We start from the raw sequence: 17,012 nt of genomic DNA on the forward strand, positions 1-17,012 counted from the left end.
CAGAAATCAGGCGTAGCTTTTAGGGATGGTCGACAACAGCTCGGGTGGCCCGGTCCTGCCGCGGTCCACTCTTGATCTGCTGAGCGCCGTCCCGGACACCCTGCTGCGCAGGCTCAAACACTATTCGGGCCGACTGGCCACCGAAGCGGTGTCGGCGATGGGCGAACGGCTGCCGTTCTTCGGCGACCTGGAGGCCTCCCAGCGCGCCAGCGTCGCCCTGGTGGTGCAGACCGCCGTGGTCAACTTCGCCGAATGGATGCACGACCCGCACGGCAACGTCAGCCACACCGCGCAGGCCTTCGAGCTGGTGCCCCAGGAACTGACCCGGCACATCGCGCTGCGCCACACCGTGGACATGGTGCGGGTCACCATGGAGTTCTTCGAGGAGGTCGTGCCGATGCTGGCCCGCTCCGAGGAGCAGGTGACCGCGCTGACGGTGGGCATCCTCAAGTACAGCCGCGACCTGGCCTTCACCGCCGCCTCCGCCTACGCCGACGCCGCCGAGGCCCGGGGCACCTGGGATTCCCGGATGGAGGCCAGCGTGGTGGACGCCGTGGTGCGCGGTGACACCGGGCCGGAGCTGTTGAGCCGGGCGGCGGCACTGAACTGGGACACCACCGCACCGGCCACGGTCGTGGTGGGCACCGCGCCGCCCGGGCCGGACGCCTACTCCGGCCAGAAGGCCAGCCAGGACGTCCGCGACGTCGCCGGACGCCACGGCCGGGCGGCGCTGACCGACGTGCACGGCACCTGGCTGGTGGCGATCGTGTCGGGCCCGTTGTCACCGACCCAGAAGTTTCTGGCCGACCTGCTCGGCGCGTTCTCCGACGGGCCGGTGGTGATCGGCCCGACCGCGCCGAGCCTGACCGCGGCCTACCACAGCGCCAGCGAGGCGATCTCCGGGATGAACGCCGTGGTCGGCTGGACCGGAGCGCCGCGCCCGGTGCTGGCCCGCGAGCTCCTGCCCGAGCGGGCCCTGATCGGGGACCCCTCGGCGATCGCGGCCCTGCACACCGACGTGATGCGGCCCCTGGCCGAGGCCGGGCCGTCCCTGACCGAGACGCTGGACGCCTACCTGGACTGCGGCGGCGCGATCGAGGCCTGCTCGCGCAAGTTGTTCGTTCATCCAAACACCGTCCGCTACCGACTCAAGCGGATCGCCGACTTCACCGGTCGCGATCCCACCCAGCCCCGCGACGCCTATGTGCTGCGAGTGGCCGCCACCGTCGGCCGGCTGGCCAATCAGGCCCAACATGCCAGCTTCAGCAGCGCACAGGCGACATACGCCGCACCACCGGCGGCGGCGCCCCCACCCGAGGAGCATCAGGTGGGGTGAGCCCGGGGCGGCCGGGACGCCGGGACGCCCCTGCCGGCCCCGGCGCCGCCCGGGCAGTTGTCGCAGGACGGTATCGAACATGTCGCATCGGATGACTGTTTTGTAGGACTTCCACAAAAACATAAGACAATGTTCATAATCTAGGACATCCTGCAAAACCCGCTTCACAATGTTCTCTTAAAGACGTGATTGCGTTGCTCGCTCCCGGACAGGGATCGCAGACCCCCGGCATGCTGTTGCCGTGGCTCGAGACGCCGGATTCCGGTGACGCCCGGGCCCGGCTGGCCGCCTGGTCGACGATCAGCGGCCTGGATTTGGTCGCGCTGGGAACCACCGCAACCGCCGAGGAGATCACCGACACGGCGGTCACCCAGCCGCTGGTGGTGGCGGCAACCCTGCTGGCCTACGCCGAGCTGGCCAAGCGGAACGACAACCTGGGCAATGTCATCGTGGCCGGCCACTCCGTGGGCGAGATCGCCGCCTACGCCATCGCCGGCGTCATCTCCCCCGACGACGCCGTCATGCTGGCCGCCACCCGCGGCCGCGAGATGGCCAAGGCCTGCGCACTCGAGCCGACCGGCATGGCCGCGGTGCTGGGCGGTGACGAAGCCGAGGTGCTGACCCGCCTCGAGCAGCTCGACCTGATCCCGGCCAACCGCAACGCCGCCGGCCAGATCGTCGCCGCCGGCCCGCTGCCCGCATTGGACAAACTCGCCGAAGACCCGCCCGCCAAGGCCCGGGTGCGTAAGCTGGCGACGGCGGGGGCGTTCCACACTCAGTACATGGCTCCCGCGCTGGAGGCCTATTCCGCCGCGGCGGCCCAGGTCGCCACATCGGAGCCCACCGCCACACTGTTGTCCAACCGCGATGGGCAGCCGGTGGTTTCGGCGGCCGTGGCGATGGATCACCTGGTCGCGCAGCTGACCCGGCCGGTGCGCTGGGACCTGTGCACCGAGACACTCCGCTCACGCGGGGTCACGGCGATCGTCGAATTCCCGCCCGCGGGAACACTCGCCGGTATCGCCAAACGCGAACTTCGGGGGACCCCGACGCACGCCGTCAAGTCCCCCGCGGATCTGGACGGGCTTCCCGAGTTCTAACCCTTTAGGCCCGCTCCAACCTGCACAACCAGATACGCAGTAATCACCCCGCACACCCCGTGCGGAACCAACCGAAGGGAACACACTGTGCCTGCCAGTCAGGAAGAAATCATCGCCGGTCTCGCCGAGATCATCGAAGAGGTGACCGGTATCGAGCCGTCTGAGGTCACGGTCGAGAAGTCCTTCGTCGACGACCTGGACATCGACTCGCTGTCGATGGTGGAGATCGCCGTCCAGACCGAGGACAAGTACGGCGTGAAGATCCCCGACGAGGACCTCGCCGGTCTGCGCACCGTCGGAGACGTGGTCGGCTACATCCAGAAGCTCGAGGCCGAGAACCCCGAGGCCGCCGCCGCGCTGCGCGAGAAGTTCGGCTCGGAGAGCTAAGTGTCCAAGCCCGCTGCTCCTTCTACGGCCAACGGCGGTTACCCCAATGTGGTGGTAACCGCCGTTGAGGCCACCACTTCAATCGGGGCGGACGTCGAGAGCACGTGGAAGGGCCTGCTGGCCGGCGAGAGTGGAATCCACGTTCTCGAAGACGATTTCGTCACCAAATGGGACCTGCCGGTCAAGATCGGCGGCCACCTCAAGGACCCGGTCGACGACCACATGGGCCGGCTGGACCTGCGACGGATGTCGTATGTCCAGCGGATGGCCAAGCTGCTCTCCGGCCGGTTGTGGGAGAACGCCGGTAACCCGGAGGTCGACCCGGACCGGTTCGCGGTAGTCGTCGGTACCGGACTGGGCGGCGGCGAGAAAATCGTCGAGACCTATGACCTGATGAACGAGGGCGGCCCCCGCAAGGTGTCGCCGCTGGCCGTGCAGATGATCATGCCCAACGGCGCCGCCGCGGTGGTCGGTCTGCAGCTCGGCGCCCGCGCCGGGGTCATCACCCCGGTGTCGGCCTGCTCGTCGGGTTCGGAGGCGATCGCGCACGCGTGGCGCCAGATCGTCATGGGTGACGCGGACTTCGCAGTCTGCGGCGGTGTCGAAGGCGGCATCGAGGCGCTGCCGATCGCGACGTTCTCGATGATGCGCGCGATGTCGACCCGCAACGACGACCCCGAGGGTGCGTCGCGGCCGTTCGACAAGAACCGGGACGGATTCGTGTTCGGCGAGGCCGGCGCGATGATGATCATCGAGACCGAGGAGCACGCCAAGGCGCGCGGCGCCAAGCCGCTGGCCAGGCTGCTGGGCGCCGGCATCACCTCCGACGCCTTCCACATGGTGGCGCCGGGGCCCGACGGCAAGCGGGCCGGCCGGGCGATGACGCGGTCGTTGGAGTTGGCGGGCCTGTCCGCCAAGGACGTCGACCACATCAACGCGCACGGAACGGCCACCCCGATCGGTGACACGGCCGAGGCGAACGCCATCCGGGAAGCTGGCTGCCAGCACGCCGCGGTGTACGCACCCAAGTCGGCACTCGGCCACTCCATCGGAGCGGTCGGTGCGCTGGAGTCGGTGCTCACGGTGCTCACGCTGCGTGACGGGGTCATCCCGCCGACGCTGAACTACGAGACACCGGACCCCGAGATCGACCTCGACATCGTCGCCGGCGAGCCCCGTTACGGCGACTACAAGTACGCCATCAACAACTCATTCGGATTCGGTGGGCACAACGTCGCGCTCGCCTTCGGGCGGTACTGATCCTCAGTACCCAGGAAAGGGAAGTTCGCAACAGCCATGTCAACGCTGGCAACGGGAAACGGTCTCCCCAACGTCGTCGTCACCGGCATCACGATGACGACGGCGTTGGCCGCCGACGCGGAAGAGACCTGGAAGCGGCTGCTGGACGGCCAGAGCGGCATCCGCAAGCTCACCGATTCGTTCATCGAGGAGTACGACCTTCCGGTTCGTATCGGGGGGCATCTCGTCGAGACACCGGAGTGCTTCGACGAAGGGCTGAGTCGCACCGAGCTGCGACGACTGTCCTACCTGCAGAAACTCTCGACGGTGCTGAGTCGGCGATTGTGGGAGCAGGTGGGCTCACCGGAGGTGGACACCCGCCGGTTGCTGGTCTCGATCGGCACCGGGCTGGGTTCCACCGAAGAGCTGGTCTGGGCCTATGACGGCATGCGGGAACGCGGTTTCCGGGCGGTCTCCCCACTGACCGTGCAGAAGTACATGCCCAACGGGGCGGCCGCGGCCGTCGGGCTGGACCGCGAGGCCAAGGCCGGGGTGATCACCCCGATCTCGGCGTGTGCGTCCGGTTCAGAGGGCATCGCCCACGCCTGGCAGCAGATCGTGCTCGGCGAAGCCGACATCGCCATCTGCGGCGGCGTGGAGACCCGGATCGAAGCGGTGCCGATCGCCGGCTTCGCCCAGATGCGCATCGTGCTGTCCAACACCAACGACAACCCGACGGGCGCGTGCCGCCCCTTCGACCGCGACCGCAACGGGTTCGTCTTCGGTGAGGGCGCCGCGCTGATGGTGATCGAGACCGAGGAGCACGCCAAGGCCCGCGGGGCGAACATCATCGCGCGCATCATGGGGGCCTCGATCACCTCCGACGGCTACCACATCGTCGCGCCGGACCCCAACGGTGAGAGCGCCGGACGGGCGATGTCGCGGGCGATCCAGGTGGCCGGCCTGGCGCCCGGCGACATCGATCACGTCAATGCGCACGCCACCGGGACCTCGGTGGGCGACGTGGCGGAAGGCCACGCCATCAACCTCGCCCTGGGCCCGCACGGCGGCAACGCCGCGGTGTACGCACCCAAGGCGGCGCTCGGCCACTCGGTCGGTGCGGTCGGCGCGGTCGAGTCGATCCTGACGGTGATGGCGCTGCGTGACCAGGTCATTCCGCCGACCCTGAACCTGGTGAATCTCGACCCCGAGATCGACCTGGACGTGGTGGCCGGCGAACCCAGGTCGGGCAACTACCAGTACGCGATCAACAACTCGTTCGGATTCGGCGGGCACAACGTCGCGCTCGTCTTCGGCCGCTACTGACGGCCGCGACAGCGGCATAAGCATCAAACGACAAGGAGACGCGCGATGACGACCATGGCTCCCGAGACGGTGGGCGAATCACTCGACCCACGCGATCCCCTGCTGCGTCTGTCGACGTTCTTCGACGACGGCACCGTCAGACTGCTGCACGAGCGGGACCGCTCGGGAGTGCTCGCCGCGGCCGGTGAGGTCAACGGGGTGCGCACCATCGCGTTCTGCACCGACGGCACCGTGATGGGCGGTGCGATGGGTATCGACGGCTGCGACCACATCGTCAACGCCTACGACACCGCGATCGCCGAGCAGAGCCCGATCGTGGGTCTGTGGCACTCCGGCGGCGCCCGGTTGGCCGAGGGGGTGCGCGCCCTGCACGCGGTGGGGCGGGTCTTCGAGGCGATGATCCGGGCTTCGGGCTATGTCCCGCAGATCTCGGTGGTGGTGGGCTTCGCCGCCGGCGGCGCCGCCTACGGTCCGGCGCTGACCGATGTCATCGTGATGGCGCCGGAGGGCCGGGTGTTCGTCACCGGTCCCGACGTGGTGCGCAGCGTCACCGGTGAGGACGTCGACATGGCTGCGCTCGGCGGCCCCGACACCCACCACAAGAAGTCGGGGGTATGCCACATCGTCGCCGACGACGAACTCGATGCCTACGAGCGCGGCCGCCGCCTGGTCGGATTGTTCTGCCAGCAGGGCCATTTCGACCGTAACAAGGCCGAGGCGGAAGAGATCGACCTGCACGCGCTGCTGCCGGAGTCGGCGCGGCGGGCCTACGACGTCCACCCGCTGGTGCACAAGCTGCTCGATTCAGACGCACCTTTCGACGAGTTCCAGGCCAAGTGGGCGCCGTCGATGGTGGTCGGGCTGGGCCGGTTGTCGGGGCGCACCGTCGGGGTGCTGGCCAACAACCCGCTGCGGCTCGGCGGCTGCCTGAACTCCGAAAGCGCTGAGAAGGCAGCCCGTTTCGTGCGGTTGTGCGACGCGTTCGGGATTCCGCTGATCGTGATCGTCGACGTGCCGGGCTATCTGCCCGGTGTCGGACAGGAGTGGGGTGGCGTGGTGCGCCGCGGCGCCAAGCTGCTGCACGCGTTCGGCGAGGCCACCGTTCCGCGGGTCACGCTGGTCACCCGTAAGACCTACGGCGGCGCCTACATCGCGATGAACTCCCGGTCGCTGGGCGCCACCAAGGTGTTCGCCTGGCCGGACGCCGAGGTCGCGGTGATGGGCGCCAAGGCCGCGGTCGGCATCCTGCACAAGAAGAAGCTGGCCGCCGCCCCCGATCACGAGCGCGAGGCCCTGCACGAGGAGCTCGCCTTGGAGCACGAGCGGATCGCCGGCGGAGTGGACAGCGCCATCGACATCGGCGTCGTCGACGAGAAGATCGATCCGTCGCATACCCGCGGCAAGATCACCCAGGCGCTGGCCGAGGCGCCGGCCCGCCGCGGTCGCCACAAGAACATCCCGCTGTAGGGCCGCCCCTTTCCCAGGGCCCCGGCCCCCTCTCCTCTTCTCTCCTCTCCTCTTCTCCCGCGAGCGGGCGTGTTTGCCCGTCGACACGCCGGTCGCGGTGTACAACTGTGCACGCTCGCGGGCCGGCCCACGAGGATCCGGTTGGATACCGTTGACCTACCTCGTCGCCGCGTTGTGGCTGTTCCATCCTCAGGTGTTGCGGGAGAGGCTTTCCTGCGTCAGCACCACGGCCCGGAATACGGCGAATACCGTAGCCGGGTCCGGTGACTCAATCGGTGGCCGCGACGAACTCCTGCGCCACCCCGAGCACCCGCTCCCGGTCGGCAGCAACCAGACCGATCCGAGTCCGCCGATCCACGATGTCCTCGACGGTCAGGGCCCCCTCGTGGCTGACCGCGTACTCGAACTCGGCGCGGATCACGTCGATCCCGTCGGCCACGCGGTCTTCCGGTCGCCGGCAGGTAGCGCTGGCGAGCACGTTGGCCGCCTCCGCCCCGTAGCGTGCCACCAGCGATTCGGGCAGGGCGCGTGGTGCGGGCGCCGCCGAAGGGACAACTCCCGGGTTGGCCGGCGCACCCACCAGCGGCAGGTCACGGGTCCGGCAGGGGGTGGCGCGCAGCGCCCGCGATCGCACAGCCCGGTCCAGCACATCTTCGGCCATATGCCGGTACTCGGTCAGCTTGCCGCCGATCACGCTGAGCACCCCCGACGCCGACTCGACGACGGCATGGTTGCGCGAGACGTCGGCGGTACGGCCCTGCCCGGTGTCGATCAGCGGGCGCAGACCCGCATAGGAACCGATGACGTCACCGCCGCCCAGGGTGGTTCCCAGCGCCGTGTTGACGGTGTCCAACAAGAAAGATACTTCGCCTGAAGTAGGTTGCGGCACATCGGGAATTGGTCCGGGCGCCTCTTCATCGGTGAGTCCCAGATAGACCCGGCCGAGCTGTTCGGGCATGGCGAAGACGAACCGGTTCAGCTCACCCGGTATCGGCACGGTCAACGCGGCCGTCGGGTTGCCGAAGGCCGCCGCGTCGAAGACCAGGTGGGTGCCGCGACTCGGCCTCAACCGCAGCGCCGGGTCGATGTCGGCGGCCCACACCCCGGTCGCGTTGATGACGGCCCGCGCGGTGACGTCGAGCGACTCGCCGGAACGTTGGTCGGTCAGCCGAACCGACTCGCCAGTGGCGTTCGACGCCGCGGTATAGGTCAGGATCGTCGCGCCGTGTTGGGCTGCGGTGCGGGCCACCGCGGTGACCAACCTGGCGTCGTCGATCAACTGCCCGTCGTAGGCCAGCAGCCCACCGTCGAGGCCGTCGTGGCGTACGGTCGGCGCCAAGTCGATGACCTGTTCGCGTGAGATCCGTTGTGAGCGGGGCAGCACCGTCGCCGGCGTGCCCGCCAGCCGGCGCAGCGCATCACCGGCGAGAAACCCGGCGCGCACCAGTGCCCGATCGCGCCGCCGCATCGAACCCAGCAACGGCACCAGCTGCGGCATCGCCCGCACCAGGTGAGGAGCGTTGCGGGTCATCAGGATTCCGCGCTCGACCGCACTGCGCCGCGCGATGCCCACGTTGCCGGTCGCCAGGTATCGCAGCCCGCCGTGCACCAGTTTGGAGCTCCACCGGCTGGTGCCGAACGCCAGGTCGTGCTTTTCGGCCAGCACCACCCGCAGGCCCCGGCTGGCGGCGTCCAGGGCGATGCCGGCGCCGGTGATCCCGCCGCCGATCACGACGACATCAACAGCCGGGCGCTCGGCCAGAGCCGTCAGCTCGGCGGAGCGGCGGACGGCGTGGAGTGCCGCGTCGGCTATCACGACAGGTACCTGTTCAGCGCGTAGGCCAGTTCGGCGGCCAGTGCGTTCTCGTCCAGAATCGGCGCGACGATCTGCGCCGACTGGATCGCCGACTGGGTGATCAGCAGACACATCGCGGCCAGCTGACGCGGATCACCCGCCCGGACCCCGCCGCCGTTCTGGGCGCTGGCGAGCTCGGCGGCCACCAGGTCGACCAGCCGCCGTTGACTGGCTCCCATCCGCTCGGCGATGTAGACCATCGCCAAGTCCGGCGCGTGATGCAGCACCTGCATGACCACCTCGTCGTGCCGCAGCCGCGCGGCCACCGCCACGATCCGGTCGACCAGCGCCTGGCGCCCGGTACCGGTTGGCGCCAGCCCCGTCCAGGCATCGGTGACCCGTGCGGTGAGCAGCGCGGCGATCACCGATCGACTGTCGGGCCAGCGCCGGTAGACGGTGGGACGGCTGACGCCGGCGCGGCGCGCGATGGCCGCCAGGGTCACCCGCTCGACTCCGAGCGCGAGCAGACAGCTCGCCGCGGCGTCGAGGATCCGCTCCCCCACATCGAGCTGTTCATCATTACTGGTTGACAGCATATGTAATACTGTAACGCATGACTCCGTCCGACGCCCAGGATGTTCTCTCTCCCCCGATGAAGTGGAACGCCTGGGGCGACCCCACGGCGGCCAAACCGCTGTCCGACGGCATCCGTCAACTGTTGAAAGCGGCGCTCGGCATCGAGGGCGCCGACGCCGCCGAAGCCGACCCGGGTCAGGTTCCGCTGCGACCGTCGGCGCTCCCCGATGCCGACCGCCGCGCCCTGGCCGCGATCGTCGGCGAGGAGTTCTGCCGGGTCGATCAGCCCGGCCGGCTGTTGCGCGCCGGAGGAAAGTCCACCCTGGACCTGCTGCGGCGCAACGGATCCGGTCCCCAGGACGCACCCGATGCGGTGCTGTTGCCCGGCGGTCCCGATGGTGAAGACCAGATCAGCGAGATCCTGACCTACTGCAGCGCACACGGCATCGCGGTGGTCCCGTTCGGCGGTGGCACCAGCGTGGTCGGCGGCCTCGATCCGATTCGCGGCGACTTCGCCGCGGTGGTGTCACTGGACTTGCGGCGCTTCCATCAACTGATCAGCCTCGACGAGATCTCCGGCGAAGCGGAGTTCGGCGCCGGGGTCACCGGGCCGGACGCCGAACGGCTGCTCGGCGAGCGCGGCTTCTCGCTCGGCCATTTCCCGCAGAGCTTCCAGTTCGCCACCCTCGGCGGATTCGCCGCCACCCGTTCCTCGGGCCAGGATTCGGCCGGCTACGGCCGGTTCGACGACATGGTCCGCGGGCTGCGGATGATCACCCCGGCCGGGGTGCTGGACCCGGGGCGCGCCCCGGCGTCGGCTGCCGGGCCGGACCTGCGCCAGCTGCTGATCGGCTCGGAGGGTGTGTTCGGCGTCATCTCCCGGGTCCGGGTGCGGGTGCATCCGGTGCCGGCGACCACGCGCTATGAGGCCTGGTCGTTCCCCGACTTCGCCACCGGCGCCGCGGCGCTGCGGGCGATCACCCAGACCGGGACCGGCGCAACCGTCGTCCGGCTCTCCGACGAGGCCGAGACCGGCGTCAACCTGGCCAGCACCGAGCAGATCGGCGAACAGCAGATCACCGGCGGCTGCCTGGCGATCACGTTGTTCGAGGGAACCGCCGAGCACACCGAGAGCCGGCACGCCGAAACCCGGGCGGTGTTGGCCGCGCACGGCGGCACCTCGCTGGGTGAGAGTCCGGCACGCGCCTGGGAGCACGGCCGATTCTCCGCTCCGTACCTGCGGGATTCACTGTTGGCCGCCGGGGCGCTGTGCGAAACGCTGGAGACCGCCACCGACTGGTCCAATATCGGGACGCTCAAGGCCGCCGTCACCGAGGCGCTGACCACCGCGCTGGCCGACAGCGGCACGCCCGCGCTGGTGTTGTGCCACATCTCGCACGTCTACCCGACCGGCGCGTCGCTGTACTTCACAGTTGTCGCCGGACAGCGCGGCAATCCGATCGAGCAGTGGCGCGCAGCGAAAACCGCTGCGAGCGAGGCGATCATGAGCAACGGCGGCACCATCACCCACCACCACGCCGTCGGCGCCGACCACCGGCCGTGGATGCGCGACGAGGTCGGCGAACTCGGGGTGCAGGTGCTGCGGGCGGTCAAGGCCACCCTGGATCCCGCGGGAATCCTCAACCCCGGCAAGCTGATCCCGTGACGCGCTCCATCAGCCGGGTCACCATGTTGACCAATCCGGCGGCCGGGCACGGCAACGCGCGGCACGCGGCCGAGCGGGCACTGGCCCGTTTCCAGCAACGCGGCGTGGACGTCAACCACCTCGTCGGCGCCGATCCCCGCCAGGCGCGCCAGCTGCTCGACGAGGCACTGGCGGCGGGCACCGACGCCGTGGTGGTGGCCGGTGGCGATGGCGTCATCTCGCTGGCGCTGCAGGCGCTGGCGCTCGGTGAGGTGCCACTGGGCATCGTGCCGGCCGGCACCGGAAACGATCACGCCCGCGAATACGGCCTGCCCACCGGTGATCCCGAGGCGGCCGCCGACATCGTCGTCGACGGCTGGACGGAGACGGTCGACCTCGGACGTATCGCCCCCGACACCGGCGAACCGTCCTGGTTCGGCACCGTGATGGCCGCGGGATTCGACTCACTGGTCAGCGATCGCGTCAACCGGATGCGCTGGCCGCACGGCCGGATGCGCTACAACCTGGCCATGGTGGCCGAGATCTCCAAGCTGCGGCTGCTGCCGTTCCGGCTGACCTTCGACGACGACGAGCCGCTCGCCATCGATCTGACGCTGGCGGCGTTCGGCAACACCCGCAGTTACGGCGGCGGTATGAAGATCTGTCCGGGCGCCGATCACAGCGACGGGCTGCTCGACGTCACGATGGTGCACTCGGGGTCGCGGACCAAGCTGATCCGGCTGTTCCCCACCGTGTTCAAGGGCACCCATGTCGACCTCGACGAGGTGAGCACCCGGCGGGCGGCCTCGATCCGGGTGGAGTGCCCGGGCATCAACGCCTACGCCGACGGGGACTTCGTCGCCCCGTTGCCGGTGACGGTGTCGGCGGTGCCGGGCGCGCTGCAGATCCTGCGTCGCCGTTAGCCCCGCCAGCAGACGCAGAATCGCACGCGCAAGGATTGCGCCGTGCGATTCTGCGTCTGCTCGCGCTAGGGACTCAGCCCACGCCGCGGCTGAGCCAGGACACCTCCGCGCCGTCGCCGCCGTCGCGGTAGGCCTCCAGGGCCTCGTCCCAGGCGGTGCCCAGCACGGTTTCCAACTCGGCGGCCAGCGCGTCGGCGCCGGCCGCCATCATGGTGCGCAGGCGGTTCTCACCGACCACCACGTCACCGTTGGCGCTCATCGCCCCGCTCCACAGCCCCAGCTGCGGGGTGTGGCTGAACCGCTGGCCGTCCACCCCGGCGCTGGGGTCTTCGGTCACCTCGAAACGCAGCACCGACCAGGAACGCAGCGCGCTGGCCAGTCGAGCTCCGGTACCCACCGGTCCGACCCAGTTGACCACCGCACGCAGCTGTCCCGGCATGGCCGGCTGTGGCGTCCAGTTGAGCTTGGCCTGGGCGTTCAACGTCGAGGTCAGTGCCCACTCGACATGCGGGCACACCGCCGCCGGCGACGCGTGGACGTACACCACGCCGCTGGTCACGTCGGCGAATTGATTCGTCGCGCGCATCAGTTGCTCCTTCGGATCCACGAGGGACGTCTTCCCCAACGACCTGGTGGAACCGTGCGGAACGGTGCTGCCGCGAACTCCGGGTTATTAGTGATGTATGTGTCTATTGTGCCTCGTGAGACGCCTGTTGGCTAGTCCCTGCTGCACTCCGACACGACCGCGTCGGCCAGCTCGGTCCACCGGGGCGTCACCCAATCACCGAAGTCCCGGTCGGTGAGCACCACCAGCACCCGCTCGATCGCGGGATCTGCCCAGATCAGAGTGCCTGACTGGCCGAAATGACCGTAGGTCCGCGCCGAGTTGGCCGCCCCAGTCCAGTGCGGCGACTTGCCGTCGCGGATCTCGAACCCCAGCCCCCAGTCGTTCGGCCGCTGCGGCCCGTAACCGGGCAGCACGCCGTCCAGTCCGGGAAACTGCACGCTGATCGCCTCGGCGTGCAGTTGCCGCGACACCGTGACCGGTGCCAGCAGGTCTCCGGCGAACGCGGCCAGGTCGGCGACGGTCGAGGTGGCCCCGAAGCCGGCCGCCGCGGCGCCACCGTCGAGCCGGCTGGCCGACATCGCCAGCGGTTCGAACACCGCCTCGGTCAGGTAGCGGCCGAACTCGATCCCGGACGCGTCCTGCACCGCCTGCGCCAGCACCGCGAAGCCGTGGTTGGAGTACACCCGCCGGGTGCCCGGCTTGGCCAGGACCCGGTCGGAGTCGGCGGAGAGCCCGGACGCGTGTGCGAGCAGATGCCGCACCGTCGCGCCGGGCGGCCCGGCCGGGGTGTCCAGCTCGACGGCCCCCTCCTCGACCGCGACCTGCACCGCCCGAGCCACCAGCGGCTTGGTCACCGACGCCAGGTAGAACGGCCGCGAGGTGTCGCCGTGGCTGGCCAGCACCCCCTGCGGACCGATGACGGCGGCGGCCGCGTGGTCCACGGGCCAGTCATCGAGGACGGCTAGGGTTTCAGCTGCGGACATCGGCAGCCAGCCTAGCTTCGGGCTCTGCTCCTGCCGCGCACCGCGCAGGGTCCGTTCCGGTCGAAGTAAGTCCGCAGATGTCAAGACTTCGGCGGTAGCGCGGGCCATGCTGGAGTGGCACCCCGTGGAAAGGAAGACCACCCGTGAGCTTTGACACCGTGATACGCGACGGCCGGTGGTTCGACGGCACCGGCGCCCCGTCGGCGATCCGCAACATCGGTATCCGCGACGGCCACATCGCCGCGATCACCGCCGACCCTCTCGACGAGGCGGGCTGCGGCCAGGTGATCGACGCCGCCGGCAAATGGGTGCTGCCCGGGCTGATCGACATCCACACCCACTACGACGTCGAGATTCTCGCCGCCCCGTCGCTGTCGGAGTCGTTACGCCACGGCGTCACGACGGTGCTGGTGGGCTCCTGCTCACTGTCCATCATCCATGTCGACGGTCAGGATGCCGGCGACCTGTTCGGACGGGTGGAGGCCATCCCGCGCCAGTACGTGGTCGACACCATTGACCGGTTCAAGACCTGGTCGAGCTGTGCGGACTACATCGCCAGCCTCGAGCAGCTGCCGCTGGGCCCGAACGTGACCGCGTTCATCGGGCATTCGGACATGCGCACCGCGACAATGGGACTCGACCGCGCCACCCGCGCCGACGTGCGGCCCACGGCGGCCGAGCAGGCCCGCATGGAGCAGATGCTCGACGAGGCGCTGCAGGCGGGGTTTGTCGGAATGTCTTCCCAGCAGCTGCTTTTCGACAAGATCGATGGCGATACCTGCCGCTCGCGCACCCTGCCGTCGACGTATGCCAAGCCGAAGGAACTGCGCCGGCTCAAGTCGAAGCTGCGCCGCAGCGGACGGATTCTGCAGGCCGGCCCGGACGTCAAGAACCCGTTCGACGTGCTGTCACAACTGGCCCAGGCCCTGGGGATCTTCCGCCGCCCGCTCAAGACCAGCCTGCTGGCCGCCGCCGACGTCAAGAGCAATCCGCTGGCTATCCCGGCGATGATCAAGGCGTCGCGCATGCTGAACAAGCTGGGCGGTGACTTCCGTTGGCAGCACCTGCCGGTGCCGTTCGAGGTGTACGCCGATGGCATCGACCTGGTGATCTTCGAAGAGTTCGGCTCCGGCGCCGAGGCACTGCACCTGCGGGAGTACGTCGAACGCGACGAGCTGATGCGCGACGAGGGTTACCGGCGGCGCTTCCGCAAGGACTACGCGAACAAGTACGGTCCGCGGGTCTGGCATCGTGACTTCTTCGACGCCGAGATCGTCGACTGCCCCGACGCGTCGGTGATCGGCAAGTCGTTCGGTCAGGTCGGGGTGGACCGCGGCGGGGTGCACCCGGTCGACGCGTTCCTCGACCTGGTGCTCGAACACGGCACCGCGCTGCGTTGGCACACCACGATCTCCAACCACCGGCCCGAGGTACTCAAGAAGATCGCCCGAGAGCCCGGGATCCAGATGGGTTTTTCGGATGCGGGCGCACACCTGCGCAACATGGCGTTCTACAACATGGGCCTGCGGTTGCTGCGCCACGTCACCGCTGCCGAGCAGGCCGGGCAGCCGTTCCTGACCGTCGAGCAGGCGGTGCACCGGCTGACCGGCGAACTGGCCGACTGGTACCGCATCGACGCAGGGCACCTGCGGGTCGGCGATCGTGCCGACGTACTGGTCGTCGACCCCGCCCACCTCGACGCCACGCTGGACGCCTACGTCGAGGAACCCTTCGCGCAGTACGGCGGAATGTCGCGCATGGTGAACCGCAACGACCAGACCGTGACGGCCGTGTTCGTCTCCGGGCGCGCGGTGTTCCTGAACGGCCGGTCCACCGACGTGCTCGGCACGCAACGCACCGGAAGTTTCCTGCGCGCCGATACCCGCACCCCCGCGGTCGCGGCGCAAGCCACAGCGCAGGGCGCCGCACCGGGCACCTAAGGTTGTCCCCATGAGTCAGACAGTGCGCGGCGTGATCTCCCGCGAAAAGGGCAAACCGGTCGAGGTCACCGATATCGTGATCCCCGATCCGGGCCCTAACGACGTCGTCGTGGCCATCACCGCCTGCGGGGTGTGCCACACCGACCTGACCTACCGGGACGGCGGCATCAACGACTCCTACCCGTTCCTGCTGGGCCACGAGGCCGCCGGCACCGTCGAGGCGGTGGGTTCGGCGGTGACCGCGGTCGAGCCCGGAGACTTCGTGATCCTGAACTGGCGTGCGGTGTGCGGGCAGTGCCGGGCCTGCAAGCGCGGCCGGCCGCACCTGTGCTTCGACACCTTCAACGCGTCGGTCCCGATGACGCTGGCCGACGGCACCGAACTCACCCCGGCGCTGGGTATCGGAGCATTCGCCGACAAGACCCTGGTGCACGAAGGGCAGTGCACCAAGGTCGATCCGGCCGCCGATCCCGCGGTGGCCGGGCTGCTGGGCTGCGGGGTGATGGCCGGTCTGGGCGCGGCGATCAACACCGGCGGCGTCACCCGCGACGACACCGTGGCGGTGATCGGCTGCGGCGGCGTGGGCGATGCTGCGATCGCCGGTGCGGCCCTGGTGGGTGCCCGGCGCATCATCGCCGTCGACACCGACGAGACCAAGCTGGCCTGGGCCCGCGACTTCGGCGCCACCGACACCGTCAACGCCCGCACCCAGGACCCGGTCGAGACGATCCAGCAGCTCACCGACGGTTTCGGCGCCGACGTGGTGATCGATGCGGTGGGCCGCCCGGAGACCTGGAAGCAGGCGTTCTACGCCCGCGACCTGGCGGGAACCGTTGTGCTGGTGGGTGTTCCGACGCCCGACATGCGCCTGGAGATGCCGCTGGTCGACTTCTTCTCCCACGGCGGGTCGCTGAAGTCGTCCTGGTACGGCGACTGCCTGCCCGAACGCGACTTCCCGACCCTGATCAGCCTGTACCTGCAGGGCCGGTTGCCGCTGGAGAGATTCGTCTCCGAACGCATCGGTCTCGACGACATCGAGGAAGCCTTCCACAAAATGCACGACGGCAAGGTGCTGCGTTCGGTGGTGGTGCTGTGAGCGGCATCGAGCGCGTCGTCACCCACGGCACCTTCGAACTCGACGGTGGCAGTTGGGAAGTCGACAACAACATCTGGATCGTCGGTGACGACTCGGAGGTGGTGGTCTTCGACGCCGCCCACGATGCGGCCCCGATCCTCGATGCGGTCGGCGGTCGCAGGGTGACGGCGGTGGTGTGTACGCACGGGCACAACGACCACATCACGGTGGCGCCGGAGCTGGGCGAAGCCCTCGATGCCCCGGTGCTGCTGCATCCGGCCGACGAGATGCTGTGGCGGATGACGCATCCGGACAGCAACTTCGAGCCGATCTCGGAGAACCAGACGCTGCGGGTGGCCGGCACCGAGCTACGGGCACTGCACACCCCGGGTCACTCGCCGGGCTCGGTGTGCTGGTACGCGCCGGATCTGGGCGCGGTGTTCAGCGGCGACACGTTGTTCTCCGGTGGTCCGGGAGCCACCGGGCGCTCGTTTTCGGACTTCCCGACGATCCTGGCGTCGATCTCCGAGCAGCTCGGCAAGCTGCCGGCCGACACCGTCGTCTATACCGGCCATGGGGACAACACCCGTATCGGTGACGAACTGGTCAACTACGACGACTGGGTGGCCCGCGGCCACTGACGATGCACCGC

General features: G+C 69.3%; 15 protein-coding genes. 11 read left to right on the forward strand and 4 right to left on the reverse strand.

Annotated features, from left to right (window positions below; genetic code table 11):
- The first annotated feature begins 25 nt into the window (after positions 1-25).
- The 6 genes from G6N23_RS12370 (at position 26) to G6N23_RS12395 (ending at position 6,855) form a co-directional block, all read left to right on the forward strand.
- Entirely contained in the window at positions 26-1,336 is a 1,311-nt protein-coding gene (locus G6N23_RS12370) for a PucR family transcriptional regulator (protein ID WP_085261084.1), read from the forward strand.
- A gap of 185 nt (positions 1,337-1,521) precedes the next feature.
- On the forward strand, positions 1,522-2,436 hold the full coding sequence (locus G6N23_RS12375) for an ACP S-malonyltransferase (RefSeq protein WP_085261085.1): 915 nt from the start codon (positions 1,522-1,524) through the stop codon (positions 2,434-2,436).
- A gap of 87 nt (positions 2,437-2,523) precedes the next feature.
- A complete protein-coding gene (acpM, locus tag G6N23_RS12380; protein WP_024440584.1) occupies positions 2,524-2,823 on the forward strand; it encodes a meromycolate extension acyl carrier protein AcpM in 300 nt (99 codons plus the stop codon).
- Positions 2,824-4,083 (forward strand): 3-oxoacyl-ACP synthase KasA, encoded by a 1,260-nt coding sequence (gene kasA, locus G6N23_RS12385; protein WP_085261086.1) that lies wholly within the window; start codon positions 2,824-2,826, stop codon positions 4,081-4,083. It begins immediately after the preceding gene.
- 36 nt (positions 4,084-4,119) lie between these two features.
- Entirely contained in the window at positions 4,120-5,388 is a 1,269-nt protein-coding gene (kasB, locus tag G6N23_RS12390; protein ID WP_085261087.1) for a 3-oxoacyl-ACP synthase KasB, read from the forward strand.
- Between the two features lie 45 nt (positions 5,389-5,433).
- Positions 5,434-6,855, forward strand: coding sequence for an acyl-CoA carboxylase subunit beta (locus G6N23_RS12395; protein ID WP_085261088.1), 1,422 nt, complete (start codon positions 5,434-5,436; stop codon positions 6,853-6,855).
- Between the two features lie 268 nt (positions 6,856-7,123).
- Here the strand turns inward: G6N23_RS12395 and G6N23_RS12400 are convergent, their stop codons facing one another.
- Complete coding sequence (locus G6N23_RS12400) at positions 7,124-8,671, reverse strand: glycerol-3-phosphate dehydrogenase/oxidase (protein WP_085261089.1); 1,548 nt, start codon at positions 8,669-8,671, stop codon at positions 7,124-7,126.
- Positions 8,668-9,246, reverse strand: coding sequence for a TetR/AcrR family transcriptional regulator (locus G6N23_RS12405; protein ID WP_085261090.1), 579 nt, complete (start codon positions 9,244-9,246; stop codon positions 8,668-8,670). The genes G6N23_RS12400 and G6N23_RS12405 overlap by 4 nt, the downstream gene beginning before the upstream one ends.
- Positions 9,247-9,302: 56 nt before the next feature.
- Between G6N23_RS12405 and G6N23_RS12410 the strand changes: the two genes are divergently transcribed.
- Both G6N23_RS12410 and G6N23_RS12415 read left to right on the forward strand, forming a co-directional pair.
- The gene (locus G6N23_RS12410; RefSeq protein WP_095173810.1) at positions 9,303-10,892 is read left to right on the forward strand and encodes an FAD-binding oxidoreductase; all 1,590 of its coding nucleotides are present in this window, start codon (positions 9,303-9,305) and stop codon (positions 10,890-10,892) included.
- A 23-nt stretch (positions 10,893-10,915) separates the two neighbouring features.
- Positions 10,916-11,794, forward strand: a complete 879-nt coding sequence (locus G6N23_RS12415; protein WP_234808629.1) for a diacylglycerol kinase — start codon at positions 10,916-10,918, stop codon at positions 11,792-11,794.
- Positions 11,795-11,867: 73 nt separating this feature from the next.
- Here G6N23_RS12415 and G6N23_RS12420 read toward each other — a convergent pair whose 3' ends face one another.
- Complete coding sequence (locus G6N23_RS12420; protein WP_085261170.1) at positions 11,868-12,380, reverse strand: DUF3145 domain-containing protein; 513 nt, start codon at positions 12,378-12,380, stop codon at positions 11,868-11,870.
- Between the two features lie 131 nt (positions 12,381-12,511).
- A complete protein-coding gene (locus G6N23_RS12425; RefSeq protein WP_085261093.1) occupies positions 12,512-13,345 on the reverse strand; it encodes a serine hydrolase domain-containing protein in 834 nt (277 codons plus the stop codon).
- 143 nt (positions 13,346-13,488) lie between these two features.
- Between G6N23_RS12425 and G6N23_RS12430 the strand changes: the two genes are divergently transcribed.
- Genes G6N23_RS12430 through G6N23_RS12440 form a run of 3 tightly spaced genes read left to right on the forward strand, consistent with a single transcriptional unit; the run spans position 13,489 to position 17,001 of the window.
- Positions 13,489-15,285, forward strand: a complete 1,797-nt coding sequence (locus G6N23_RS12430; RefSeq protein ID WP_085261094.1) for an N-acyl-D-amino-acid deacylase family protein — start codon at positions 13,489-13,491, stop codon at positions 15,283-15,285.
- A 10-nt stretch (positions 15,286-15,295) separates the two neighbouring features.
- Entirely contained in the window at positions 15,296-16,381 is a 1,086-nt protein-coding gene (locus tag G6N23_RS12435) for an S-(hydroxymethyl)mycothiol dehydrogenase (protein ID WP_085261095.1), read from the forward strand.
- Positions 16,378-17,001: an MBL fold metallo-hydrolase gene (locus G6N23_RS12440; RefSeq protein ID WP_085261096.1), complete on the forward strand. Its 624-nt coding sequence runs from the start codon at positions 16,378-16,380 to the stop codon at positions 16,999-17,001. Before G6N23_RS12435 ends, G6N23_RS12440 begins: the two co-directional genes overlap by 4 nt.
- The last annotated feature ends 11 nt before the right edge of the window (positions 17,002-17,012 follow it).

This window comes from Mycolicibacter terrae (assembly GCF_010727125.1).
GTDB lineage: Bacteria > Actinomycetota > Actinomycetes > Mycobacteriales > Mycobacteriaceae > Mycobacterium > Mycobacterium terrae.